21 protein-coding genes and 2 tRNA genes are annotated in these 24,686 nt (G+C 61.6%); 10 read left to right on the top strand and 13 right to left on the bottom strand.

Going from position 1 to position 24,686, the window contains the following annotated elements; translation table 11 throughout:
- The first annotated feature begins 147 nt into the window (after nt 1-147).
- Nucleotides 148-1,197: a YeiH family protein gene (locus VE092_RS17280; RefSeq protein ID WP_324878870.1), complete on the top strand. Its 1,050-nt coding sequence runs from the start codon at nt 148-150 to the stop codon at nt 1,195-1,197.
- 82 nt (nt 1,198-1,279) lie between these two features.
- On the opposite strand, the gene VE092_RS17275 is transcribed toward VE092_RS17280, so the two are convergent.
- Nucleotides 1,280-1,750: an SRPBCC family protein gene (locus VE092_RS17275; protein ID WP_324878868.1), complete on the bottom strand. Its 471-nt coding sequence runs from the start codon at nt 1,748-1,750 to the stop codon at nt 1,280-1,282.
- A gap of 134 nt (nt 1,751-1,884) precedes the next feature.
- Here VE092_RS17275 and VE092_RS17270 point away from each other — a divergent pair, with 134 nt between their 5' ends.
- From VE092_RS17270 to VE092_RS17240, 7 genes are all read left to right on the top strand, one after another.
- Entirely contained in the window at nt 1,885-3,957 is a 2,073-nt protein-coding gene (locus VE092_RS17270) for a UvrD-helicase domain-containing protein (protein ID WP_077236217.1), read from the top strand.
- Nucleotides 3,958-4,186: 229 nt separating this feature from the next.
- Nucleotides 4,187-4,999 (top strand): basic amino acid ABC transporter substrate-binding protein, encoded by an 813-nt coding sequence (locus tag VE092_RS17265; protein ID WP_324878865.1) that lies wholly within the window; start codon nt 4,187-4,189, stop codon nt 4,997-4,999.
- Nucleotides 5,000-5,088: 89 nt separating this feature from the next.
- Nucleotides 5,089-5,832 (top strand): amino acid ABC transporter permease, encoded by a 744-nt coding sequence (locus VE092_RS17260; RefSeq protein WP_324878863.1) that lies wholly within the window; start codon nt 5,089-5,091, stop codon nt 5,830-5,832.
- Nucleotides 5,833-5,900: 68 nt separating this feature from the next.
- Nucleotides 5,901-7,199 (top strand): TIGR03862 family flavoprotein, encoded by a 1,299-nt coding sequence (locus VE092_RS17255; RefSeq protein WP_324878861.1) that lies wholly within the window; start codon nt 5,901-5,903, stop codon nt 7,197-7,199.
- Nucleotides 7,200-7,228: 29 nt separating this feature from the next.
- Nucleotides 7,229-7,405 (top strand): SlyX family protein, encoded by a 177-nt coding sequence (locus tag VE092_RS17250; RefSeq protein ID WP_414653508.1) that lies wholly within the window; start codon nt 7,229-7,231, stop codon nt 7,403-7,405.
- A 29-nt stretch (nt 7,406-7,434) separates the two neighbouring features.
- Nucleotides 7,435-8,589: a DNA polymerase IV gene (gene dinB / locus VE092_RS17245; protein WP_324878857.1), complete on the top strand. Its 1,155-nt coding sequence runs from the start codon at nt 7,435-7,437 to the stop codon at nt 8,587-8,589.
- Between the two features lie 127 nt (nt 8,590-8,716).
- Nucleotides 8,717-9,643: a recombination-associated protein RdgC gene (locus tag VE092_RS17240; protein ID WP_324878855.1), complete on the top strand. Its 927-nt coding sequence runs from the start codon at nt 8,717-8,719 to the stop codon at nt 9,641-9,643.
- 95 nt (nt 9,644-9,738) lie between these two features.
- On the opposite strand, the gene VE092_RS17235 is transcribed toward VE092_RS17240, so the two are convergent.
- Nucleotides 9,739-10,374, bottom strand: a complete 636-nt coding sequence (locus tag VE092_RS17235) for a TetR/AcrR family transcriptional regulator (RefSeq protein WP_102662794.1) — start codon at nt 10,372-10,374, stop codon at nt 9,739-9,741.
- A gap of 230 nt (nt 10,375-10,604) precedes the next feature.
- Here VE092_RS17235 and fusA point away from each other — a divergent pair, with 230 nt between their 5' ends.
- Nucleotides 10,605-12,710: an elongation factor G gene (fusA, locus tag VE092_RS17230; protein WP_324878851.1), complete on the top strand. Its 2,106-nt coding sequence runs from the start codon at nt 10,605-10,607 to the stop codon at nt 12,708-12,710.
- 97 nt (nt 12,711-12,807) lie between these two features.
- Here fusA and VE092_RS17225 read toward each other — a convergent pair whose 3' ends face one another.
- Together VE092_RS17225 and VE092_RS17220 are read right to left on the bottom strand one after the other, a co-directional pair.
- Nucleotides 12,808-14,121: an MFS transporter gene (locus VE092_RS17225; RefSeq protein WP_324878848.1), complete on the bottom strand. Its 1,314-nt coding sequence runs from the start codon at nt 14,119-14,121 to the stop codon at nt 12,808-12,810.
- 68 nt (nt 14,122-14,189) lie between these two features.
- Complete coding sequence (locus VE092_RS17220) at nt 14,190-15,002, bottom strand: class II aldolase/adducin family protein (RefSeq protein WP_006461377.1); 813 nt, start codon at nt 15,000-15,002, stop codon at nt 14,190-14,192.
- A 172-nt stretch (nt 15,003-15,174) separates the two neighbouring features.
- Here VE092_RS17220 and VE092_RS17215 point away from each other — a divergent pair, with 172 nt between their 5' ends.
- A complete protein-coding gene (locus tag VE092_RS17215; protein WP_324878846.1) occupies nt 15,175-16,062 on the top strand; it encodes a LysR substrate-binding domain-containing protein in 888 nt (295 codons plus the stop codon).
- A 259-nt stretch (nt 16,063-16,321) separates the two neighbouring features.
- Here VE092_RS17215 and VE092_RS17210 read toward each other — a convergent pair.
- The 9 genes from VE092_RS17210 to VE092_RS17170 all read right to left on the bottom strand — a co-directional run bounded on the left by VE092_RS17210 (nt 16,322) and on the right by VE092_RS17170 (nt 24,507).
- Nucleotides 16,322-16,398: transfer RNA gene (locus VE092_RS17210), tRNA-Asp, on the bottom strand.
- A 25-nt stretch (nt 16,399-16,423) separates the two neighbouring features.
- Nucleotides 16,424-16,499: transfer RNA gene (locus VE092_RS17205), tRNA-Val, on the bottom strand.
- Between the two features lie 49 nt (nt 16,500-16,548).
- Nucleotides 16,549-16,821: an HU family DNA-binding protein gene (locus tag VE092_RS17200; RefSeq protein ID WP_006463919.1), complete on the bottom strand. Its 273-nt coding sequence runs from the start codon at nt 16,819-16,821 to the stop codon at nt 16,549-16,551.
- A 324-nt stretch (nt 16,822-17,145) separates the two neighbouring features.
- Nucleotides 17,146-19,554 carry an endopeptidase La gene (lon, locus tag VE092_RS17195; RefSeq protein ID WP_324878843.1) on the bottom strand — a complete coding sequence of 803 codons (2,409 nt, stop codon included), beginning with the start codon at nt 19,552-19,554 and terminating at the stop codon, nt 17,146-17,148.
- Between the two features lie 292 nt (nt 19,555-19,846).
- On the bottom strand, nt 19,847-21,112 hold the full coding sequence (gene clpX / locus VE092_RS17190; protein WP_324878841.1) for an ATP-dependent Clp protease ATP-binding subunit ClpX: 1,266 nt from the start codon (nt 21,110-21,112) through the stop codon (nt 19,847-19,849).
- Nucleotides 21,113-21,372: 260 nt separating this feature from the next.
- Nucleotides 21,373-21,999 (bottom strand): ATP-dependent Clp endopeptidase proteolytic subunit ClpP, encoded by a 627-nt coding sequence (gene clpP / locus VE092_RS17185; RefSeq protein WP_324878839.1) that lies wholly within the window; start codon nt 21,997-21,999, stop codon nt 21,373-21,375.
- Nucleotides 22,000-22,050: 51 nt separating this feature from the next.
- Nucleotides 22,051-23,400 carry a trigger factor gene (gene tig / locus VE092_RS17180; RefSeq protein ID WP_324878836.1) on the bottom strand — a complete coding sequence of 450 codons (1,350 nt, stop codon included), beginning with the start codon at nt 23,398-23,400 and terminating at the stop codon, nt 22,051-22,053.
- Between the two features lie 281 nt (nt 23,401-23,681).
- A complete protein-coding gene (locus VE092_RS17175) occupies nt 23,682-24,179 on the bottom strand; it encodes a CreA family protein (protein ID WP_324878834.1) in 498 nt (165 codons plus the stop codon).
- Between the two features lie 133 nt (nt 24,180-24,312).
- The gene (locus VE092_RS17170; protein ID WP_006463925.1) at nt 24,313-24,507 is read right to left on the bottom strand and encodes a DUF1653 domain-containing protein; all 195 of its coding nucleotides are present in this window, start codon (nt 24,505-24,507) and stop codon (nt 24,313-24,315) included.
- Nucleotides 24,508-24,686: the final 179 nt, after the last annotated feature.

Raw genomic sequence — 24,686 nt, 5'->3', positions numbered from 1 at the left:
TTCCCGGCATCCGGGAAGAAAGCCGGATTTACCTATCTAGTAGGTAGATATTATCAAAATAACGCGTTTTTCTTTTATAGCCCGGCCACGTAAAGTGCACTCCATCGACAGACCCGATCCTTCGAACACCTCGGCGTGGAGAACATCATGCGTACCGCAACCCAAACTTCCCCCCTGCATCCGGCGCTGGCCGGCCTCGTGCTGTCCGGCGCGGTGGCCTGGGCGGCCATGCGCCTGGGCGATATCGCCTGGCTGCAGAACCACGGCTTCTCGGCACTGACGGTGGCCATCGTGCTGGGCATCATCCTGGGCAATACCGTCTACGCCCGCATGGGCGCCTACTGTGGCGAGGGTGTGCGCTTTTCCAAGCAGACGCTGCTGCGCGCCGGCATCATCCTGTACGGCTTTCGCCTGACCTTCCAGGACATCGCCCATGTCGGCATCTCCGGCGTGGTGATCGATGCGGCCATGCTGCTGTCCACCTTCGGCCTGGCCTGGCTGGTCGGTACCCGGCTTTTGAAGCTGGATCGCGATGCCGCGCTGCTGATCGGCGCGGGCAGTTCGATCTGCGGGGCAGCCGCAGTGATGGCGACCGAACCGGTGCTGCGCGCGCGCAGCGAAGAAGTCACCGTGGCGGTATCGACGGTGGTGATCTTCGGTTCCCTGGCCATCTTCCTCTATCCGCTGCTCTACACCCTGCAGGCCGAACCGGTGTGGGGCCTGCGCCTGCCGGACTTCGGCGTCTACATCGGCTCCACCGTGCATGAAGTGGCGCAGGTGCTGGCCGCAGCGCGCTCCATCGACCAGCACACAGCCGACGTGGCGGTGATCACCAAGATGGTCCGCGTGATGATGCTGGCGCCTTTCCTGCTGATGCTGTCGATGAAGGTCGCCCCACACAGCTCGGGTCACCAGCACCAGCATCGCAAGCTGTCCATTCCCTGGTTTGCCTTCGCCTTCATCGGCGTGGTCATCTTCAACTCCTTCTTCCCGCTGCCGGCCCAGGTCAACCAGGTTCTGCTGCAGATCGATACCCTGATGCTGGCCATGGCCATGGCCGCCCTGGGCCTGTCGACCCACCTCTCGGCCCTGCGCAGCGCCGGCATCAAGCCGATGATCCTGGGTGCAGTGCTGTTCGCCTGGCTGGTCATCGGCGGCGCACTGGTCAACGGCGCACTGGGACGGCTGCTGGCCTGAGCGTCGGCAACCTCCGAAAAAAAAAGCGCGGCTCCGCAGGAGTCGCGCTTTTTGCTGGCCGATGCCGCCGGGGGCTGCCGGCTCAGTGCAGGTTTCCGCGCTGGGTCAGTTCCCGGATGATGCGCACCGTATCGATATCGGCCTCCTGGTAGGCGGAGCGGCGGAAGTTGTCATAGAAGGCCTCTTCGCCGGTGACATCCTCGGGCTGGCCGTCGTCGTATTCGAAGCGCACGAACAACACTTCGGCCTGCGGCTCCTCGATGGTCATGCTCATGCGCGAAGCGGGAATCTCGCCCTGCGCCGGCACCTCGTAGAGCACCTGGATCTGCGGCAGGTAGATCACCTTGTCGATGATCACCAGCTCGCCATAACGCAGCTCGCGGCGCACACTGTCCAGGCTCTTCTCTGAGAGCCGGCAATCATCCAGGTGCGGCATGAACAGGCCCGGCGACTCGGCGCGCAGCACCAGGCCGCGCCACAGCTGTTCGCGGCTCAGGGGATCGATCAGCGGATTGAGCGGATCGTTGATCTGGATGAGGTGGTTGAATTTCATGATTGCACTCGTTTAGTCTGTCCACGCCGTGGGGCGCCATGCGCGCATTGTCCCACAGCACCGTCCGGCGGGGATGGCCGGGCTGCTACAATGGCGCCTCTCTGCCATCCCCCGCCACCGCCGATCCGATCCGTATGTCCGCTCCCTCCTTCGGCCTGAACAAGCCACAAAGCGAAGCCGTCCACTACATGGCCGGACCTTGCCTGGTGCTGGCCGGGGCCGGCTCGGGCAAGACCCGGGTGATCACGCAGAAGATCGCACACCTGATCGAGAACTGCGGTTACGAATCGCGCAACATCGCCGCGCTGACCTTCACCAACAAGGCTGCGCTGGAAATGCAGGAGCGCATCGCCAAGCTGTTGAAGGACCCGAAACAGGCCAAGCACCTCACGGTGTCGACCTTCCATTCGCTGGGGGTGAAGATACTGCGGCAGGAGTCCAAGCATCTGGGGCTGAAGGACCGCTTTTCAATCATGGACAGCGACGATTGTTTTTCCCTGGTGCAAGAACTGGCGGTGACCACCGACAAGGCCATCATCCGAGGCATCCAGAACGCCATCTCGCTGTGGAAGAACGGCCTGGTCGATCCGACACTGGCCGAGAAGAACGCCCGCACCGAGGACGAGGCCCAGGCGGCCCGTATCTATCGCAGCTATGTCGCCACGCTCAAGGCCTACCAGGCAGTGGACTTCGACGACCTGATCCGCCTGCCGGTGGAACTGTTCCGCAGCAACGAGGAAGTACGCGACCGCTGGCAGCGCAAGCTGCGCTATCTGCTCATCGATGAATACCAGGACACCAACACCTGCCAGTACGAACTGGTCAAGCTGCTGGTCACCGGCGTGGGCAAGAAGCCCATGTTCACCGCCGTGGGCGATGACGACCAGGCCATCTATGCCTGGCGCGGCGCCACCATCGAAAACCTCAAGCTGCTGGGCGTGGACTTCCCCAACCTGCACCTGATCAAGCTGGAGCAGAACTACCGCTCCAGCACGCGCATCCTGCAGGCGGCCAATGCGGTCATCTCCAACAACCCCAAGCTGTTCGACAAGACGCTGTGGTCGGAACACGGCCTGGGCGATCCGATCAGCGTGATGGCCATGGATGACGAGGAAGCCGAGGCCGACCAGATCGCCATCACCCTCTCGGCGCACCGCTTCGAACGGCGCGCCAAGTTCGCCGACTACGCCATCCTGTACCGCGGCAACCATCAGGCCCGCATCCTGGAAAAATCGCTGCGGCGCGAACGCATTCCCTACGTCATGTCCGGCGGACAGAGCTACTTCGACCGCGCCGAGATCAAGGACATCATTGCCTACCTGCGCCTGATCGCCAACCAGGATGACGACCCCGCCTTCATCCGCGCCGTCACCACCCCGCGCCGGGGCGTCGGCCAGGCCACGCTGGAAGTGCTGGGCACGCTGGCCGGGCAGTGGCAGTGCTCGCTGTTCGAGGCCGTCTACAAGGGCGGACTGGAAGACAAGCTGACCGACCGCCAGCTGCTGCCGCTGCGCAAGTTCTGCGACTTCATCAATGCGCTTGAATCGCGCGCCACCCGACCCGGCCCCTCCGGCAGCGGTGCCGAGGCCGGCCGCGTGCTGGACGACATGATGGAGGCCATCAACTACGAGTTCTACCTCTATGACAGCTTCGAGGAGCGCGCCGCCCAGGCACGCTGGCAGAACGTGGTGGACTTCATCAACTGGCTGAAGGAACGCGCCTGCGGTGGCCGTGATGGCGACGGCGAGGAAAAGAACCTGCTGGAGATCACCCAGATGGTGGCCCTGATGAGCATGCTCGAAGGCCGCGATGAAGAGCAGGATGCGGTGCGCATGTCGACCCTGCACGCCTCCAAGGGACTGGAGTTTCCGCACGTGTTCCTGGTCGGCGTGGAAGAAGGCATCCTGCCGCACAAGGGCGACCCCGATACCCCGCCCGAAGCCGCCGCCGCACGCGTGGAAGAAGAACGCCGGTTGATGTATGTCGGCATCACCCGCGCCCAGCGCTCGCTGCACCTGTCCTGGTGCAAGCGCCGCAAGCGCGCCAAGGAAGTGATCGAATGCCAGATTTCGCGCTTCGTCAAGGAGATGCGGCTGGACGAAGGCGAGGCAGTGCCGCAGGAAAGCGAGAAGATCACGCCCCAGGCGCGGCTGGCCAACCTGAAGGCCTTGTTGCAGAAACCTCGTCCGACGCCGGAAGGAAGTTGAGCCTGGCCGCGCCAGGGTGTTCAAAACGTGGCAAAAATGTGGTCCACACGCACATAAATTGTGCGATTTGCCCGGATTTGATGTGCAAGCGCCCGCCCCGGCCGTCTCGCGGTTTAAAATGCCGCCTACTAAAAAATCCCCGAGTTTCACCGGAGCAACACCACCGGCTGTGCCATCCGCGCGTGCCGCCTTGCTCCGCCCAACCATTCCAGACAAGGAAATCCACAAGATGATCAAGATGTTCTCCCGCCACGCCCGCGCGCTGGCGCTGACCGCCGGCTTCGTCGGCATGCTGGGCCTGGCTGCCTGCGGCAAGCAGGAAGACAAGAGCGCCGCTGCCGCCGCGCCGCAGGCCACCCCGGCACGCGTGTACGTGGTCGGGGTGGAATCGGCCTATGCGCCCTTCTCCTCGGAAAACGAACAGAAGGAAGTGGTCGGCTTCGACATCGACATCATGAAGGCGCTGGCCAAGAAGATCGGTATCGAAGTCAAGTTCGTGCCGACCCCGTTCGAAGGCTTCTTCAACTTCCTGGCGCAGGGCGACCGTGACCTGCTGATCTCGGCCATCACCATCACCGACGAGCGCAAGAAATCGGTGGCCTTCTCCGAGCCCTACTTCGTGGCCACCCAGACCATCGCCCTGCCGGCCGCTGATACCAAGGTCAGCAAGATGACCGACCTGAAGCCCCTGACCGTGGGTACCCAGAGCGCCACCTCCGGTGACGAACTGGTACAGCAGGTGCTGGGCAAGAACAGCGCCAAGATCAAGCGCTTCGACTCGACCCCGCTGGCCCTGAAGGAACTGGAAAGCGGCGGCGTCGATGCGGTCGTGGCCGATGAGCCGGTGGTCAAGAACTACATCGCCAACAACCCCAACAGCAAGCTGCGCACCGTCACCGATCCGGATTTCCCCAAGGAAGACTACGGCATCGCCGTGCGCAAGGATGATCCGGAACTGCTGGCCAGGATCAACAAGGGCCTGGCCGAGATGAAGGCTGATGGCAGCTTCGCCGCCATCAGCGCACAATACTTCGGCAAGTAAGCAGACCGCTGCCAAGACAGGACGGCGGCGCCATGCCGCCGTCCTGCATTTTCGACACCCGATTTCTTCAATCACCGATCGAGTCCGACATGGATTTCCGCTGGAGCATCATCCAAGGCTATGCGCCGCTGTTCGCCAAGGGCGTTCTCATGACCTTGCAGGTGTCCCTGATCAGTATCCTGATCGGTACCGTGATCGGCTTGCTGGTGGGCATGCTGCGCCTGGCCGAGGTGCAACACGGCGCCTGGAAGTGGCCGCTCAAATGCCTGCGCTGGCTGTCCGACTTCTATGTGGCCTTCTTCCGTGGCACACCACTGTTCGTGCAGATCATGCTGATCCACTTCGCGGTGATGCCCTTGCTGATCCAGCAGGAGCATGGCCTCCTGATCACGGGCGAGCTGGCGCGCACCATCAAGCAGGACTACGGCGCCTTCCTGTCGGGTACGGTGGCGCTGTCGCTCAACGCCGGGGCCTACATTTCGGAAATCTTCCGCGCCGGCATCCAGTCCATCGAGCGCGGCCAGTCCTATGCCGCCGCCAGCCTGGGCATGAACTACGGCCTGACGATGCGCTACGTGGTGCTGCCCCAGGCCTTTCGCCGCATGCTGCCTCCGCTGGGCAACGAAGCCATCACGCTGCTGAAGGATTCGTCCCTGGTCTCGGCCATCGGCCTGGCCGAACTGGCGTATGCGGCCCGTACCGTGGCCGGCACCTATGCCCGCTACTGGGAACCATATATCACCATCTCGGTGCTGTATTTCTCCATGACCATCTGCCTGGCGCTGGTGGTGGCGCGAATGGAAAACAAGTACAGCGCGCCCCATCGCCGCTGACCCCTCACGATTGCAGCGAGCACGTGCGCTGACCGCAGGCGGGCGGTATCATCCCGCGCATGACACAGATGCAGACCCTCCCCACCAACGGCCCCGGCACTCCCCGGGTGGCCGTGATCGGCGCCGGCCCGGCCGGACTGATGGCGGCCGAAGTGCTGGCCGGCCATGGCCTGACCGTGGACGTCTATGACGCCATGCCCTCGGCCGGACGCAAGTTCCTGCTGGCCGGGCGCGGCGGCATGAACATCACCCACTCCGAACCCCAGCCGGATTTCTTGCCGCGCTACGGCAATCGTCGCGAGCAGTTGGCGCCCTTCGTGCGTCGCTTCGATGCCGATCGCCTGCGCCAGTGGATCCATGAGCTCGGCATCGAGACCTTCGTCGGCAGTTCCGGCCGGGTCTTCCCGCGTGAGATGAAGGCAGCACCGCTGCTGCGCGCCTGGCTGCATCGCCTGCGCGAGGCCGGGGTGCACCTGCACATGCGCCATCGCTGGCTGGGCTGGCATGACGATGGCAGCCTGCGCCTGGCTGGTCCGGAAGGTGAAACCAGCGTGCGCGCCGATGCCGTGGTCCTGGCCCTGGGCGGCGCCAGCTGGCCACGTCTGGGTTCGGATGGCAGCTGGGTGCCGCTGCTGCAGGCGCGCCAGGTGGAAGTGGCGCCGCTGCTGCCCTCCAATTGCGGCTTCGAACTGGACTGGAGCACGCATTTCCGCGAGCGCTTCGCCGGCGAACCGGTCAAGCCGGTGGTGGCCAGCGTGGCGCTGCCCAACGGCGGCATGCAGAACCGCCGGGGCGAATTCATCATCACCGCGCAAGGCATCGAAGGCGGGCTGGTCTATGCCCTGTCGGCGGCGCTACGCGAGGGTATCGCCGCGGAGGGATCGGCGCGCCTGTACCTGGACCTACTGCCGGACTGGCCGCTGGAAAAGGTGGAAACCGAACTGGCCCATCCACGCGGCGCGCGCTCCTTGTCGAGCCACCTGCAGAGCCGCCTGCATCTCAAGGGCGTCAAGGCCGGCCTGTTGCGCGAGCTGATGCGCAAGGAAGATTTCGCCGACATGGGCAAGCTGGCGCGTGCCATCAAGGCGCTGCCGCTGCCGGTGCTGCGACCCCGTCCGATTGCCGAAGCCATCAGTAGCGCCGGCGGCGTCGGCTTCGAGGCGCTGGACGATGCGCTGATGCTGCGCGCCCTGCCTGGCGTCTTCTGCGCCGGCGAGATGCTGGACTGGGAAGCCCCCACCGGCGGCTACCTGCTCACCGCCTGCTTCGCCACCGGCCACGCCGCGGGCCACGGCGCGGCCCGCTGGCTCAAGAGCGAGGGCCGGGAGGCCGGACTGGCCACCCCCTACAAGGAAGGATACAAGTGATCAACGAAGAACGTCTTATCGACATCGAGATGAAGCTCGCCCATCAGGAAGACCTGGTGGACGAGCTCAACCGCACCGTCTATCGCCAGGAAAAGAAGATCGAGGAACTGGAGATGCTCCTGCATGCACTGGCCAAGCGCTTCAGGGAATTGTCCGACAGCAGCCAGGACCGAGCTGCGGCCAATGAGAAGCCGCCGCATTACTGAGCTCCCCTCTTTCGATCCGCCGCAATCCCATGGCCCAAGACCGTCGTATCGCCCACCTCGACATGGACGCTTTCTATGCCTCGGTGGAACTGCTGCGCTATCCCGACCTGCGCGGGCAGGCGGTGGTCATCGGCGGCGGCTCGGCCACCCGTCCGCTCGAACTGCCCGATGGCACCCGCCAGTATTTCCGCATGCGCGACTACGCCGGGCGGGGGGTGGTTACCACCTCCACCTATGAAGCGCGGGCGCTGGGCGTGTTCTCGGCCATGGGCATCATGAAGGCAGCGCAGCTGGCCCCGGATGCCATTCTCTTGCCAACCGACTTCGAGGCGTATCGCAAGTATTCACGATTGTTCAAGGAAGCCGTACGTCAAATCGCGCCACTGATCGAGGATCGCGGCATCGACGAAATCTATATCGACCTCTCGGCCTGGCCCGATACTGCGCATGAGGTGGCAAGGCAGATCAAGGAAGCGGTCCACGCGGCCACGGCACTGACCTGCTCGATCGGGGTGGCGCCCAACAAGATGCTGGCCAAGATTTCCTCCGAACTGGACAAACCCGACGGCCTGACCATTCTCACCCGCGACGACATCGAGCGCCGCATCTGGCCCTTGCCAGTCCGCAAGATCAACGGCATCGGCCCCAAGGCAGCGGAAAAGCTGGCCACGCTGGGCATCGACAGCGTGGCGGATCTGGCAGGCGCCGCGCCCGAAATGCTGCGCGCGCATTTCGGGCGCAGCTATTCGGAATGGCTGGGACGGGTGGCCCGGGGTATCGACGAGCGGCCGGTACAGACCTATTCCGAGCCCAAGTCCATCAGCCGCGAGACGACCTTCGAACGCGACCTGCACGCCCGCGGTGACCGTGCCCAACTGTCGGAAATCTTTACTGCGCTCTGCGTGAAGCTGGCCGACGATCTCAAGCGCAAGGGCTATGTCGGACGCACCATCGGCATCAAGCTCAAGTACGCCGATTTCCAGGGCGTCACGCGGGATGTGACCTTGCCGTTGCCAACCGGCGATGCCGCCCTCATCCGCCAGGCGGCCGGAGAATGCCTCAAGCGCGTGCCGCTGGAAAAGAAGCTGCGCCTGCTGGGCGTGCGCGTGGGCGCGCTGTCGAAACGGGATGAACATGCCGCGGCCTCGCCGGCGGTACAAGCGGAACTGCCCTTCTCATCCTGACCATCGCGCGCGTTGGGGGGCGGGGAGAAGCCCCGGAGAATTCAGGGCCATAGATGGACAATCCGACATCGCTTGTGCCGGGAGGGACGTGTAAAATCTCCCCTTTTACCCCTGCCCCCGGAAGCCTATGTGGTTTAAGAATCTACAGATCTATCGTCTGCCCGCACCGTGGGCGATCAATGCCGACGAACTCGAATCCCAGCTGGCTCCGCAGGCCTTCACCGCCTGCTCCAGCCTGGACATGCAAAGCCAGGGCTGGGTCCCGCCGCGCAACAACGAAAGGCTGGTGCACGTGGTGAACCGCCAGCTGTTGCTCAAGCTCGATACCGAAAAGAAACTGCTGCCCTCGACCGTGATCAACCAGGTCACCAAGGCCCGCGCCGCCGAGCTGGAAGAACAGCAGGGCTTCCCGCCCGGCCGCAAGCAGACCAAGGAATTGAAGGAGCAGGTCACCGATGAGCTGCTGCCGCGCGCCTTTTCCGTGGTACGCAGCACCTGGGTGTGGATCGATCCGGTCAATGGCTGGCTGCTGGTCGATGCCGGCTCGCCCTCCAAGGCCGAGGAAGTCCTGAAACTGCTGTTCAAGGCCATTCCGAAGTTCCCGCTGGAAACGCTGCGCACGGTCATGTCGCCAGGCGCGGCGATGACCGACTGGCTGGTCAGCGATGAAGCCCCCAACGGTTTCACCGTGGACCAGGATACCGAACTGCGCTCCACCGCCGAGAGCAAGGCCACCGTGCGCTATGTCCGTCACACCCTGGAAGCGGACGACATCCGCCGCCATATCGAGTCCGGCAAGCAATGCACCCGTCTGGCGCTGACCTGGGCGGACAAGGTGTCCTTCGTGCTGACCGAGAACCTGTCGGTCAAGCGCATTGCGCCGCTGGATGTGCTCAAGGAAGACAGCGAGATCGCCGGCAAGAACGACGACGAACGCTTCGACGGCGATTTCATGCTGATGAGCGGCGAACTGGCCAAGCTGCTGGCCGCGCTGGTGGACGCCCTGGGCGGCCAGTTGAAGGAAAATGACGGCACCCTGGCACAAGCGGCCTGAGGACTAAGGCCTGAGCTGCTGCAAGCAAGCCAATGAACAACGGGAGCCTCGGCTCCCGTTTTTTTATGTCCCTTGCCAGCACTGGCATCGCAGTGTCAACTGCCCGCCTCCACCAGCACGTTCTCCAGCGGCAGCATGGCGTGCTTGAGCGTGGCGGCCAGCCGCGCATTGGACACTCCGTCCCGGGCGCCCAGCGCCAGTCCATTGAGGAAGCTGGTATAGAAATCGCCCAGCGCAGTCACGTCGGCATCGGCACGAATCTCCCCATCGCGTTGCGCCTGTAGCAGGCGGGCACGGATCTCGTTGCGGCGCTTGTGCCGGCGTTGCGACAGCGCATCGCTGTGTTCGCTGTTCTCGGGGGCACAGTTGATGGCGGAAATCACCACCATGCAGCCTTTGCCAACCGGCAATCCTGGTAACTCGGATTTGCCGGAATACATGCGCACGCTGGCGCGCAGCATGGCCTGCAGATCTTCGCGTATGCCCTTTCCAGCCTGCAACAGGCGCAAGGGCTCGGCGCTGACGGTGCGCGAATAGACTTCCACCACCTCCCGGAACAAGGCATCCTTGTCGCCGAAGGCGGCGTACAGGCTCGGGGCCTTCACGCCGATGGCATCGGTCAGGTCGGCCATGGTGGTGCCTTCGTAACCCTTGTTCCAGAAGACTTGCATGGCCTGGCGCAATGCCTGATCGCGATCGAAACTGCGCGGGCGGCCGCGGGTTCTTATCATCGGTGTCCTTTGCGGGGTGTTACCCCAATCGGTAATGGATTCGTCAGGCAGTGTAGTTTATTTTAATCCTGGTTACAAAAATAAATGCAAACCCCTTGAATAATCCCGCAGTCGTTTCTATTATCTAATGCTCGTTACATAAATAAGTGTGTACCGAACAGGATTGGTGGTCCATGACCACCTGTTTTCCACCTCATCAGTCAAATAGGCACCCATCGAAAGGACATGCCATGAGCCGCAAGACCCGAATAGAAAACTACCGCAACATCGGTATCAGCGCCCACATCGACGCGGGCAAGACCACGACCACCGAGCGCATTCTTTTTTATACGGGTGTGAATCACAAGATCGGCGAAGTGCATAACGGTGCGGCCACCATGGACTGGATGGAGCAGGAGCAGGAACGCGGCATCACCATCACCTCGGCCGCCACCACCGCCTTCTGGAAGGGCATGGCCGGCAATTACCCCGAACACCGCATCAACATCATCGACACCCCGGGCCACGTGGACTTCACCATCGAGGTGGAGCGTTCCATGCGCGTGCTGGATGGCGCGGTGATGGTGTACGACTCGGTGGGTGGCGTGCAGCCGCAGTCCGAGACTGTCTGGCGCCAGGCCAACAAGTACAAGGTGCCGCGCATCGCCTTCGTCAACAAGATGGACCGCATCGGCGCAGACTTCTTCCGCGTGCAGCGCCAGATCGAGGAACGCCTGAAAGGCAAAGCCGTCCCCATCCAGATTCCGGTGGGCGCGGAAGACCACTTCTCGGGCGTGATCGACCTGGTCAAGATGAAGGCCATCATCTGGGACGAGGCCAGCCAGGGCGTGCTGTTCAAGTACGAAGACATCCCGCTGGAGCTGGAAGAGACCGCACGCGAATGGCGCGACCGCATGGTCGAGCAGGCCGCCGAGGCCAACGAGGAATTGCTGGAGAAATACCTCTCCGGCACGCCCCTGACCGAGGACGACATCAAGCGCGGCCTGCGCCTGCGCACGGTGGCCAACGAGATCGTGCCGATGCTGGCTGGCAGCGCCTTCAAGAACAAGGGCGTGCAGGCCATGCTGGATGCGGTGATCGACTACCTGCCCTCGCCCATCGACGTGCCGGCCATCGCTGGCCATGGCGAGGACGACAGCGAGATCGAGCGCCATCCGTCAGACGAGGAACCGTTCTCGGCCCTGGCCTTCAAGATCATGACCGACCCGTTCGTGGGGCAGCTGACCTTCTTCCGCGTGTATTCCGGCCTCATCAATTCCGGCGACACGGTCTACAACCCGCTCAAGGGCAGGAAGGAACGCCTGGGCCGCATCCTGCAGATGCACGCCAACGAGCGCAAGGAGATCAAGGAAGTGTTCGCCGGCGATATCGCGGCGGCCGTGGGTCTGAAGGACGTGACCACCGGCGACACGCTGTCGGATCCGGAGCATCCGATCATCCTGGAACGCATGATCTTCCCGGAACCGGTGATCTCGCAGGCGGTGGAACCGAAGACCAAGGCCGACCAGGAAAAGATGGGCATTGCCCTGAACCGCCTGGCGCAGGAGGATCCGTCCTTCCGCGTGCATACCGACGAGGAATCGGGCCAGACCATCATGTCGGGCATGGGCGAACTGCACCTGGAAATCCTGGTGGACCGCATGAAGCGCGAGTTCAACGTCGAAGCCACCGTCGGCAAGCCGCAGGTGGCCTACCGCGAAGCGATCCGCAAGGGCGTGGAAGACGTGGAAGGCAAGTTCGTCAAGCAGTCCGGCGGACGTGGTCAGTACGGTCATGTGGTGATCAAGCTGGAACCGCAACCGGCCGGCAAGGGCTATGAATTCGTCGATGCCATCAAGGGTGGCGTGGTCCCGCGCGAATTCATCCCGGCGGTCGACAAGGGTATCCAGGAATCGCTCAAGGCCGGTGTCTTGGCGGGTTACCCGGTGGTGGACGTGAAGGCCACGCTGACCTTCGGGTCGTATCACGACGTGGACTCCAACGAAAACGCCTTCCGTATGGCGGGCTCGATGGCCTTCAAGGAAGCGATGAAGCGCGCCGGCCCGATGTTGCTGGAGCCGATGATGCAGGTCGAGGTGGAAACGCCCGAGGAATTCATGGGCAACGTGATGGGCGACCTGTCCTCGCGGCGCGGGATGGTGCAGGGCATGGAAGACATGGTCGGCGGCGGCAAGCTGGTGCGCGCCGAAGTCCCCCTGTCGGAAATGTTCGGCTACTCGACCACGCTGCGTTCGCTGTCGCAGGGACGTGCTACCTACTCGATGGAGTTCAAGCACTATGCCGAGGCGCCACGGCAGGTGGTGGAGCAGTTGACCGGTAACAAGGCCCGCGGCTGATTGCCTGGCCTGCGCAGGCAATCGGGGTTCTACGCCGGGTAGTCACAAAGCCGGGGCATCTTGTGATGTCCCGGCTTTATTTTTACGAGACGGCCAGTCAACGTGGCTGGTTGACCTTCTCCCTGGCCATCGACAGGGCAATCGCCGCTGCCACGACCAGGCTGGCCGAGATCACATACAGGCCGTTGTTGGTGCTGTGCGTGACATCCTTGATCCAGCCGACGATGAAGGGGCTGACAAAGCCGGCCAGGTTACCCACCGAGTTGATGACTGCGATCCCTGCGGCGGCAGCGGCACCCCGCAGGAAGGCCGGTGGCAAACACCAGAACTGCGCCAGGCCGGTAATGATGCCCATGGTCGCCAGCGTCAGCGTGGCCACGGCCACCAGCGGCGTCTGCGGCAGCAGGGTACTGGCGATCAGGCCGACCATCCCCAACAGGGCCGGCAGGGCCACGTGCCAGCGGCGTTCACCGGTGCGATCGGAATGCGTGCTGGTCCAGATCATTGCCAGGGTGGCCGCAGCATAGGGGATGGCGACCAGCCAGCCGATGGTTTCAGGGCTGCTCACACCGGAGGCCTTGATCAGCGTCGGCAACCAGAAGCCGATGCCATACAGGCCCATGATGAAACCGAAGTAGGCCGCCGACAGCACCCACACCATAGGATGGCGGAAGCCACCCAGCATCGAATGCTCGCTGACCTTGGCGTCGTCGGCGTCGATATTGGCCTGCAGCAAGCGCTTCTCGTCATCGTTGAGCCAGGAAGCCTTATTGATCCCGTCGTCCAGGTATTTGAGCACCATCGCGCCCAGCAGCAGCGAAGGCAAGGCTTCGATCAGGAACAACCACTTCCATCCCGCCATGCCATGCGCACCATCGAAGGTGGCCAGGATCCAGCCCGACAGCGGACCGCCCAGTACCCCGGCCATGGGAATACCGGTCATGAACAGCGACGTCACCTTGGAGCGCCGGGCCGAGGGATACCAGTAGGTCAGGTAGAGAATGATGCCGGGGAAGAAGCCGGCCTCGGCCACGCCGAGGAGGAAGCGCATGATGTAGAACACGGTAGGCGTCTGCACGAACATCATGGCGCCGGAGATGATGCCCCAGCTGAACATGATGCGGGCAATCCAGCGACGCGCGCCGAAGCGATGCAGCATCAGGTTGCTGGGTACTTCGAAGATGAAATACCCGAGGAAGAAGATGCCGGCGCCCAGACCGTAGACGGCCTCGGAAAACTGCAGTTCATTCAGCATCTGCAGCTTGGCGAAACCGACGTTGACGCGGTCGAGGTAGGCGACCACGTAGCAGATGAAGAGGAAGGGAATCAGGCGCCAGGTGACTTTGGCATAGAGCCGCTCTTCGGCGGCCGGCGCAAACCCGGCGTGGCCGGTGGCGATAGTGGTGGTCATGGGGTCTCCGTTGTGATGGGGTACTGCTGGCCGGCCGCCTCTGCGGGGGCTCGGCCGTCATTGCCGGCTCAGGTGAACATGTCGGGCTGGGTCGCCACCAGGTCGTCGTAGATGGGCTGGAAGTGTAACCAGCCGATATAGTCACTACCGACGTGCTCGCGGCTGTAGCGGGCCTTGTCTTCGGGCACCAGGCGCGGCGTCTGGCCGCTGGCGGCGATGAGCAACTGCTGTTTGCAGCAGCGTTCCAGGGCGATGAACCAGAAGGCTGCCGATTCGATGCTGTGGCGGCTGGCGGTCAATAGCCCGTGGTTCTGATGGATGGCCGCCTTCACGCCGGCAAAGGCATTGGCCACGCGATGCCCGGCCTTGACCTCGACGGCGACCTGGCCAGCCTCGTCGCCGATGACCACGTGGTCTTCGAAGAAGGCGGCGGCATCCTGGCTGATCGGCAACAGCGGCTGGCCCAGCGTGGAGAAAGCGGTGCCGTATTCGGTATGGGCATGGCACATGGCGACGATCTCGGGATGCGCTTCGTGCACGGCGGCATGCAACACGAAACCGGCGCGGTTGACAGCATAGTCACCTTCGACCACGCGACCTTCGTGATCCACCAGGATCAGGTTGGACATACGCACCTGATTGAAATGCACGGCCATCGGATTGGTCCAATACAGGTGGGGACGTTCCGGGTCACGCACCGTCAGGTGGCCGGCGAAACCGTAGTCGAAGCCTTGCTGTGCGAAGGCGCGACAAGCCGCGACCAGCCGCTTCTTGAGGTAGAGACGCTGCTCGTCGAAGCTCTTGAACTCGGGAATCTCGGGGAACCTCAGGCCCAATTGCTCGGGCTGGTAGACGGATGTGCGTTTGACGGTGTCGAGCATGATGCGGTCTCCTGTTATCGGGAATGAAGGGGCGCAGGTAGTCTTCCTGACGGCTGGCTGCCATGGTGGCAGTACGTCCGCGCGTTGACAAAAGACCTGTTTTCACCGATTGTTGAATCCGGCTCAACCATAAGCCGATCCGCCGCACACTCCACCCTGCCAGCCATCCGCCATGCGCAAACTGCCCTCTTTCTTCTCGCTACGCGCCTTCGAGGCTGCTGCCCGGCTGGGCAGCTTCACGCTGGCGGCGCAGGAGCTGCACCTGACCACATCGGCCATCAGTCACCAGGTGCGCTCGCTCGAGGAGTGGTGCGGCAAGGAGTTGTTCATCCGCCAGACCCGGCGGGTGACGCTGACCCTCCAGGGGCAGCTGTTTCTGGGCAAGCTCTCCCCGGCCTTCGATGCGATCGAAGACGCCTGTGCGGTATTCCGCCAGGCCGATGAGCGGGCCGTGCTGGCGGTGCATTGCGCACCCAGCTTTGCCAGCAAGTGGTTGAGTCCGCGCCTGGGGCAGTTCATGCAGGCGCATCCGGCGATTACCCTGCAGATGTCCACCAGCGCCGAGCCCATCGACCTGCAGCGCGATGCCGCCATCGATATCGACATTGCCTACGGCGCCCCGCCGCACCGCGATGGTGTCCTCGTCGAAGCCCTGGGCATGGAACCGACCGTACCTTTATGCGCCCCGGCTCTGCTGCAGCGCCATGCCATCCGGGGGCCGCTGGATCTGCTGGAACTCACCCTGATCGAATCCAAGCTCAATCCGGTACGCTGGAAGGACTGGTTCGACCTGCACGGCATACGCCTGCCGCCGCGCGCCCATCCCTCCTTTGACCGTGGCTCGCTGGCGGTAGCCGCCGCCGTCGATGGCCTGGGCGTGGCGCTGGAGACGGCGCGTTTCGCCGAGACCGAACTGGCGCGCGGAGACCTGGTACGGCTGGACGAGAATGTCTTCAAGTCCATCCAGAAGGAAATGCACTTCCTGTGCTATCGCCGGGGAGACGCGGGCATGCGGGCGGTGAAGGCATTCCGGGAATGGATACGTACGGCCGCGGGCTAACCCGGCGAAGACCACGTGCAACGCGGCTAGTCCGCTTGCTTATACATGCGCAAAAACAAAAACGCCCCGTTCTTGCGAACGAGGCGTTTTATTTGGCGGAGCGGACGGGGCTCTCCTACACATGCGCAGGCCGCGGAATCGCTTGCAAGCGATTCCCTTCTCGCCCCGCCGGGAGCCGCGCAGGCGGCTCTCTCCACTCCGCATGTTTTTGCTGCGCAAAAACAAAAACGCCCCGTTCTTGCGAACGGGGCGTTTTATCTGGCGGAGCGGACGGGGCTCGAACCCGCGACCCCCGGCGTGACAGGCCGGTATTCTAACCAACTGAACTACCGCTCCTAAACTGGTGCCGACTGCAAGATGCTGGTGGGCGCTGAGAGGCTCGAACTCCCGACCTAAGCCTTGTAAGGGCTCCGCTCTACCAACTGAGCTAAGCGCCCGGCAACCTTAACAGTCTCGTTGCTCTGTTACCGCTGCAACGAAAGAACATTATTTTATAGCATCTTTTAATGCTTTGCCAGCTTTAAATTTAGGAACCTTGGATGCCTTGATCTTGAGGGCTGCACCGGTCTGGGGATTGCGTCCAGTCCGCGCTGCACGCTTGCCGACGGCGAAGGTGCCGAAACCCACCAGGGTCACGGTACCGTTCTTTTTCAGCGTGGTCTTGACTGCCCCAATGAATGCGTCCACTGCACGTCCCGCCGCTGCCTTGGAAATATCCGCTGCACCGGCAATGTGTTCTATCAGTTCGCCTTTATTCACTTACGCCCCTCGAACAAGTATTTGATTTGTTGAATTCAAACGACAACATCCGGGCTCTGGACAAATCACGACTGAGCCCTGCTGCCCGTCGATTGCCTTACGGAAAAATTCCGCAGCGGCTATTAAACAAGCCGCAACCCCAGGTGTCAAGCCGGTTTCCGCCATTGCCGCGATTTTCAGTGAGTATTCTTCCCTTCATCCCACGACGCAGGAACGTGAATCATCCAGCGAACAGGCTTAAAAAAAAGCGCCTCGCAAGAGGCGCTTTTGACAAGTCACTGTGCAGCAGGCTACCTGCACAGCTAGTCGGACATACGAGGCATCTCAGTGCTTGACGACAGGATCGGTCTTGCCTTCCTTGGCGGCGACCGCTGTGTCGACAATGGCCTCGTCTTCGCTCAGCGGTACCGGCTGACGTTCAAGGGCGACTTCAAGGACCTTGTCGATCCAACGCACCGGGATGATCTCCAGCTTGTTCTTCACGTTGTCCGGAATCTCAGCCAGATCCTTCACGTTCTGCTCGGGAATCAGCACGGTCTTGATACCGCCACGATGCGCTGCCAGCAGTTTTTCCTTCAGACCGCCGATGGGCAGCACTTCGCCCCGCAGCGTGATCTCGCCAGTCATCGCCACGTCGGCACGTACCGGAATGCCGCTGAAGATCGATACCAGCGCGGTGGTCATCGCGATACCGGCGGACGGGCCGTCCTTGGGTGTCGCGCCTTCCGGCACGTGGATGTGGATGTCGCTCTTCTCGAACACTTCGCTCTTGATGCCCAGCTTGCGGGCACGGCTGCGAACCACGGTGCGGGCGGCTTCGATCGATTCCTTCATGACATCGCCCAGCGTACCGGTGCGGATGATCTGGCCCTTGCCGGGCATGTTCACCGCCTCGATGGTCAAGAGATCGCCGCCCACTTCGGTCCAGGCCAAGCCGACCACCTGGCCGATCTGGTTTTCCTTCTCGGCGATGCCGAAGTCGAAGCGACGCACACCTAGGAACTTGTCCAGATTACGCGAGGTGACGGTGACCTTCTTCTCCTGCTTCTTCAGCAGCAGCATCTTCACGACCTTGCGGCAGATCTTCGAGACTTCGCGTTCCAGCGAGCGCACACCCGCCTCACGGGTGTAGTAGCGGATGATGTCGCGGATGGCCGATTCGGCAACGCTGATCTCGCCTTCCTTCAGGCCGTTGTTCTTGATCTGCTTGGGCAGCAGGTAACGCTGCGCAATGCTGGTCTTTTCATCTTCGGTGTAGCCGGACAGGCGAATCACTTCCATCCGGTCCAGCAGTGCCGGCGGGATGTTGAATGAGTTCGAGGTCGCCACGAACATCACATCCGACAGGTCGAAATCGACTTCGATGTAATGGTCGGAGAAAGTGTGGTTCTGTTCCGGATCCAGCACCTCCAGCAAGGCAGACGACGGATCGCCACGGAAATCCATGCCCAGCTTGTCGATCTCGTCAAGCAGGAACAGCGGATTGCGCACGCCCACCTTGGACAGGCTCTGCAGGATCTTGCCCGGCATGGAGCCGATGTAGGTACGACGGTGGCCACGAATCTCGGCTTCGTCACGCACACCACCCAGCGCCATGCGCACGAACTTGCGGTTCGTGGCGCGGGCAATGGACTGGCCCAGCGAGGTCTTGCCAACGCCCGGGGGACCGACGAAGCACAGGATCGGCGCCTTCAGCTTGTCGACGCGCTGCTGCACGGCGAGATATTCCAGGATGCGTTCCTTGACCTTCTCCAGGCCATAGTGGTCGCCTTCCAGCACCTTCTCGGCATTGGTCAGATCGTTGTTGACCTTGGACTTCTTCTTCCAGGGCAGCGCGACCAAGGTGTCGATGTAATTGCGCACCACGGTAGCCTCGGCCGACATGGGCGACATCAGCTTGAGCTTCTTCAGCTCGGACTGCGCCTTTTCCAGGGCTTCCTTGGGCATCTTGGCAGCCAGGATCTTCTTTTCCAGCTCTTCCAGATCGGCACCGTCTTCGCCTTCGCCCAACTCCTTCTGGATGGCCTTGACCTGTTCGTTCAGGTAGTACTCACGCTGCGACTTTTCCATCTGACGCTTGACGCGACCACGGATACGCTTTTCCACCTGCAAGATATCCAGTTCGCCTTCCAGCTGGCCGAGCAGATGCTCGTAGCGCTTGGCGACATTGAAGATCTCCAGGATCACCTGCTTCTGCTCCAGCTTCAGCGGGAGGTGCGCGGCAATGGTGTCGGCCAGGCGACCGGCATCATCGATACCGGACAGCGAGGTCAGGATTTCGGGCGGAATCTTCTTGTTCAGCTTCACGTACTGGTCGAACTGCTGCACGATGGTGCGGCGCATGGCTTCGACTTCGGCCTCGTCGCCCTGCTCGGATTCCACCGGGGTCAGGTCGGCGACGAAATGGGTTTCCAGTTCGCTGATGTGATGGATGCGGGCACGCTGAGCACCTTCGACCAGCACCTTCACGGTGCCATCGGGCAGCTTCAGCATCTGCAGGATGTTGGCCACGCAACCGATTTCATAGATGTCTTCGGCCGAAGGCTCATCCTTGGCGGCAGCCTTCTGGGCGGCGAGCATGATGCTCTTGCCTTGCTCCATGGCCGCTTCCAGCGCCTTGATCGACTTCGGGCGGCCGACGAAGAGCGGGATCACCATATGCGGGAAGACAACCACATCCCGTAAGGGCAACAGCGGCAATTGCGATTGTTCTGTGAGTATAGGAGTCGTCATGGCGGGCCTTATCAATAAGTACTGTGAATGATGTTGGCACGAGTGACCAAAACACAAGTCCGGCAGACTAAATATTCGCCGGTTGCGCGTTGTCATGATCGCAACAAAATAAAAAAGCCACACGCGAAGCTAGCTCCGGGTGGCTTTTCGATGGAAGCCAGTGTCTGTGCGCCGGTTTATTTTACCGTGTTTGCGGTGACCGGACTTCGGGGTGGCTTCTTGCTGCAGGATGGTACGGCCTCACGGACTGCGCCATCCTGCCTACTACTTCAATGCAGTGCTGGCCGGGCGATCAGCCGCCCGACACCTTGGGCTGGTCATGATAGATCAACAGCGGCTTGGCACCATTGGTGATGGTGTTTTCATCCACCACGACCTTGGCGACGTTCTGCTCGCTGGGCAGCTCGTACATCACGTCCAGCAGAGCGTGCTCCAGAATGGAACGCAAACCGCGAGCGCCAGTCTTGCGCGCCAGCGCCTTCTTGGCAATGGCATGCATGGCGGCCGGACGGATTTCCAGCTCCGCGCCTTCCATCTGCAACAGCTTGGCATACTGTTTGATCAGGGCGTTCTTCGGCTCGATCAGGATCTGGATCAGCGCTTCCTCGTCCAGCTCGTTGAGCGTGGCGATCACCGGCAGACGACCGACCAGTTCCGGGATCAGCCCGAACTTGACCAGGTCTTCCGGCTCGGCATTGAGCAGCACTTCGGAATTGCTCTTCTGGGTCTGGCTCTTCACGCTGGCCGAGAAGCCGATGCCGCTCTTCTCCGAGCGATCGGAGATGATCTTGGCAAGACCGTCGAAGGCGCCACCGCAGATGAACATGATGTTGGTCGTGTCGATCTGCACGAAGTCCTGGTTCGGATGCTTGCGGCCACCTTGCGGCGGCACCGAAGCCATGGTGCCTTCGATGAGCTTGAGCAGCGCCTGCTGCACGCCTTCACCGGACACGTCGCGGGTGATCGACGGGTTATCCGACTTGCGGGAAATCTTGTCGATCTCGTCGATGTAGACGATGCCCTTCTGGGCTTTCTCGACTTCGTAATTACAGTTCTGGAGCAGCTTCTGGATGATGTTCTCGACGTCCTCGCCGACATAGCCGGCTTCAGTCAGCGTGGTCGCGTCGGCGATCACGAAGGGGACATTGAGCATGCGTGCCAGGGTCTGCGCCAACAGCGTCTTGCCGGAGCCGGTGGGGCCGACCAGCAGGATGTTGCTCTTGGCCAGCTCGACATCGTCCTTCTTGCCGAGGTGCTTCAGGCGCTTGTAGTGGTTGTACACCGCCACCGACAGGATGCGCTTGGCAGTAGCCTGTCCGATCACATACTGGTCCAGCAGGTCGGTGATTTCCTGCGGAGTCGGCAGATCCGACTTGGCGCCGGTCACGCTTTCCACGCTGGCGGCTTCATCACGGATGATGTCGTTGCACAGGTCGATACATTCGTCGCAGATGAAGACCGAAGGACCGGCGATGAGCTTCTTGACTTCATGCTGGCTCTTGCCGCAGAAGGAGCAGTAAAGCAGTTTTTCGCCGCTGGAAGATTTTTTCTCAGACATAGAGCTACTAGGATAGAAGTTACGACCCGATCATACCCGCGAAATCCGGATTCGTCACGGCTTGGTCATTTAAGCTGCCCCTTAATGCTTCACAGGACTGCCGTATGACCGTTATATGTCAGCGCAAGTGCCATTTATCAAGCAAACAGAAGCGGAAATCTGGCTCTGTGCCAATTTCATCAGAATTTACCTAAAAAAAATGCCCGAACATGTTTCGTTCGGGCATTTTTCAGACTTGCGCTGCAGAAAATACAGACAACTCAGCCGCGCTCGGTCAGCACCTTGTCAATCAGTCCGTATTCCACGGCGGCATCGGCCGACATGAAGTTGTCGCGATCGGTGTCCTTGCTGATCTGCTCGACGCTGCGGCCGGTCTTTTCAGCGAGGATGCTGTTCAGGCGCTCGCGCAGGTACAGGATTTCACGTGCCTGGATCTCGATATCCGATGCCTGGCCCTGGGCGCCGCCCAGAGGCTGGTGGATCATGATGCGAGAGTTCGGCAGCGAGAAACGCTTGCCCTTGGCGCCAGCGGCCAGCAGGAAAGCGCCCATGGAGGCGGCCAGGCCCGTGCACAGTGTCGACACCTGCGGCTTGATGAACTGCATGGTGTCGAAGATCGCCATGCCGGCCGAAACCGAACCGCCAGGCGAGTTGATGTACAGGGAAATGTCCTTGTCCGGGTTTTCGCTTTCCAGGAACAGCAGCTGGGCTACGATCAGGTTGGCCATCGCATCATTGACCGGTCCGACCAGGAAAATGATGCGTTCCTTCAGCAGGCGCGAATAGATGTCGTAGGCACGTTCGCCACGACCACTCTGTTCGATCACCATCGGCACCATGCCGAGCATTTGCGTATCCAGTGCAGATTGCTTCATCAGACCTGTCATGTATGCATCCTTAAGCGTAAGAGTTTTCTGATACTACTAGAGAAAACCGGATTACGCTTGCGCCTGATTACCCATCAGTTCGTCGAACGAAACCGGCTTTTCCGAGACCTTGGCCTTGCCGAGAACGTAGTTGACGACGTTTTCTTCCAAAACAAGAGCTTCGACTTCGGCCAGACGACGACGGTCGGAGAAGTAATACTTCAGCACTTGCTGCGGATCTTCGTAGCTCTGGGCGAAATCTTCGATCTGGGCCTTGACCTGTTCTTCGGTGGCTTCCAGCTTGTTCTGCTTGACCACTTCAGCCAGGATCAGACCCAGGCGCACGCGACGCTCAGCCTGGGCGGTGAACAGTTCCTTGGGCAGTTGCATGCCCTTCGGATCCATGCCGCGCTGGGCCATGTCCTGGCGAGCCATCTCGGACAGACGCTCAACGTCCTGGTCGATCAGGGCCTTCGGCACTTCCAGCTCGGAAGCCTTGATCAGGGCGTTCATCACGCTGTCCTTGGTCTTGGCCTTGGTGCGGGCGGTGACTTCGCGCTCCAGGTTCTTCTTGATGTCTTCGCGCATCTTGGTCAGATCGCCGTCTTCGATACCCAGGGATTGGGCGAAGACTGCGTCGACTTCAGGCATGTGCGCCCATTCGATTTGCTTGACGGTGATGGTGAACTCGGCGGTCTTGCCGGCCACGTCCTTGCCGTGATAGTCCTCGGGGAAGGCCAGCGGGAAAGTCTTGGATTCACCGACCTTCAGGCCGATGGTGGCGGCTTCGAATTCCGGCAGCATGCGGCCTTCGCCCAGGACGAACGGGAAGGCATCAGCCTTGCCGCCCTGGAACTCCACGCCGTCGATCTTGCCGACGAAGTCCACGGTTACGCGGTCGCCGTTCTGCGCCGACTGGTCGGCACCGCCGTCGCCGTGCGCGCCTTGCTCGCCCTTGACGTGGTAGTGCACACGCTGCTTGCGCAGGATGTCGATGGTCTTGTCGATTTCAGCGTCGGAGACCGCAGCGGTGGTCTTCTCGACTTCAGCGCCGGACAGATCGCCCAGGGTGACTTCCGGATAGACTTCGAAGGTGGCGTCGAAGGCCAGCTTGCCTTCGCCGGCTTCTTCGCTGGTCTTAGGTTCGATACGCGGGAAACCTGCCACGCGCAGGTTGTTCTCGACCGCGGCGTCGTTGAATGCGCGGCCGACCTTGTCGTTCAGGACTTCGGTTTCGACCTGGTAGCCGAACTGGGCGGCAACCATCTTCATCGGCACTTTACCCGGACGGAAACCCGGCGCCTTGGCGGTACGGGCGCGCACCTTCAGGCGCTTTTCCACTTCAGCCTGAACATCGGCCAGCGGGAAAGACAGGGTCATACGACGTTCGAGTTTGCTCAGGGTTTCGACTGCAGTTGCCATTTAAATCGTCCAAATGTTAAGAATTCCGTAAGCCGGAGCATTCCTGCTGTGTCCCAGTCGAATGACTGCAGACGACAAGCGCCCTGCCCGGCCGCGCTAAAGCTCTCTATTTTATACGCAAAAACCGCCGATAGTCCAAAAATGGGCTTGCCACCCTGCAAACAGCTGCAAAAACCCGGCATATCCCGTACGACCAGCGCCCAGGCGGGCTACGGCCGGGCCGACAGAGCTTTGCCCGCCTCGCCGGCCCGGTCACAGGGAGAGCAAGAAGGAAATTTCCGCTATTTCACCGGAATCGGCGTGGACGGCGACACCGGCACGGCCGTCACGGCGTTCATCGGACTGCCATCGATGAGCTTGTCGGAATAGGTCAGATAGACCAGCGTATTGCGCTTGGTATCGACCACCCGCACCACATGCAGACGCTTGAAGAGGATGGACATACGCTCACTGAAGACGTCTTCCTGTACCGGCAGCTTGCCCTGGAACTGCACGGTGGGCGCCACCTGGCGGCAGGCGATGGAGGCCTCGGACTTGTCTTCCGCCAGACCCACCGTTCCCTTCACGCCACCGGTGCGGGCGCGGGACACGTAACAGGTCACGCCGACCACCTTGGGATCGTCATAGGCCTCGATGACCACGCGGTCATTCTTGCCCAGCCAGCGGAAAGCCGTGCTGACATCGGCCAGTTCTTCCGCCGAAGCCAGCGGCGCAACAGCAACAGCGAGAAGCACCGCGGAAAAGGCCACCCCAGCCCGCAGGCATGTTTGAAGATTCATATAAAGTGATGAAAAGCTGAATAAGTTAAGGGAAGGTTCTGCAGATAGACCGACAGCGCCGAGCATTGTTCAGCTCCGCCGCTCCGCGACACAGCTTTGCATCGCCTTTGCCATCCAGACGCCGTGCCTTGCCTCATTCCTCGATCTTCTGAAAGCGCGGCACCTGCTTGCCTTCCACCTCCACCATCTCGAAGAACACCTCGCGCGGGCGCAGCCACAAGCGCCCATCGGCCGCACGATAAATGATCATGGGCGTCAGGTCAGCTTCCAGAATGGCCTCATCGACATATTCATAAATGCCGCCCTTGTAATGACGATAGCGTGTCATGCAACTCCCGGTCCGTGATAAGCCAGCCGGCATGGTACTACCGATGGATTCGCAGCAGAAAATGTCCGCGCAGAAAAACGCAGACAGCGGCAACGGCTTGCAGTACAATGGCGCGCTTTGACAAAATGCTACCTGCATCGGTAGCGGCAAATCTGCGGCAAACCTGCTTCCAGACTGCT

Origin of the sequence: Herbaspirillum sp. (genome assembly GCF_035644555.1) — a bacterium.
Classification (GTDB): Bacteria; Pseudomonadota; Gammaproteobacteria; order Burkholderiales; family Burkholderiaceae_D; genus Herbaspirillum.
This window is presented reverse-complemented; position numbering and strand designations above follow the sequence as displayed.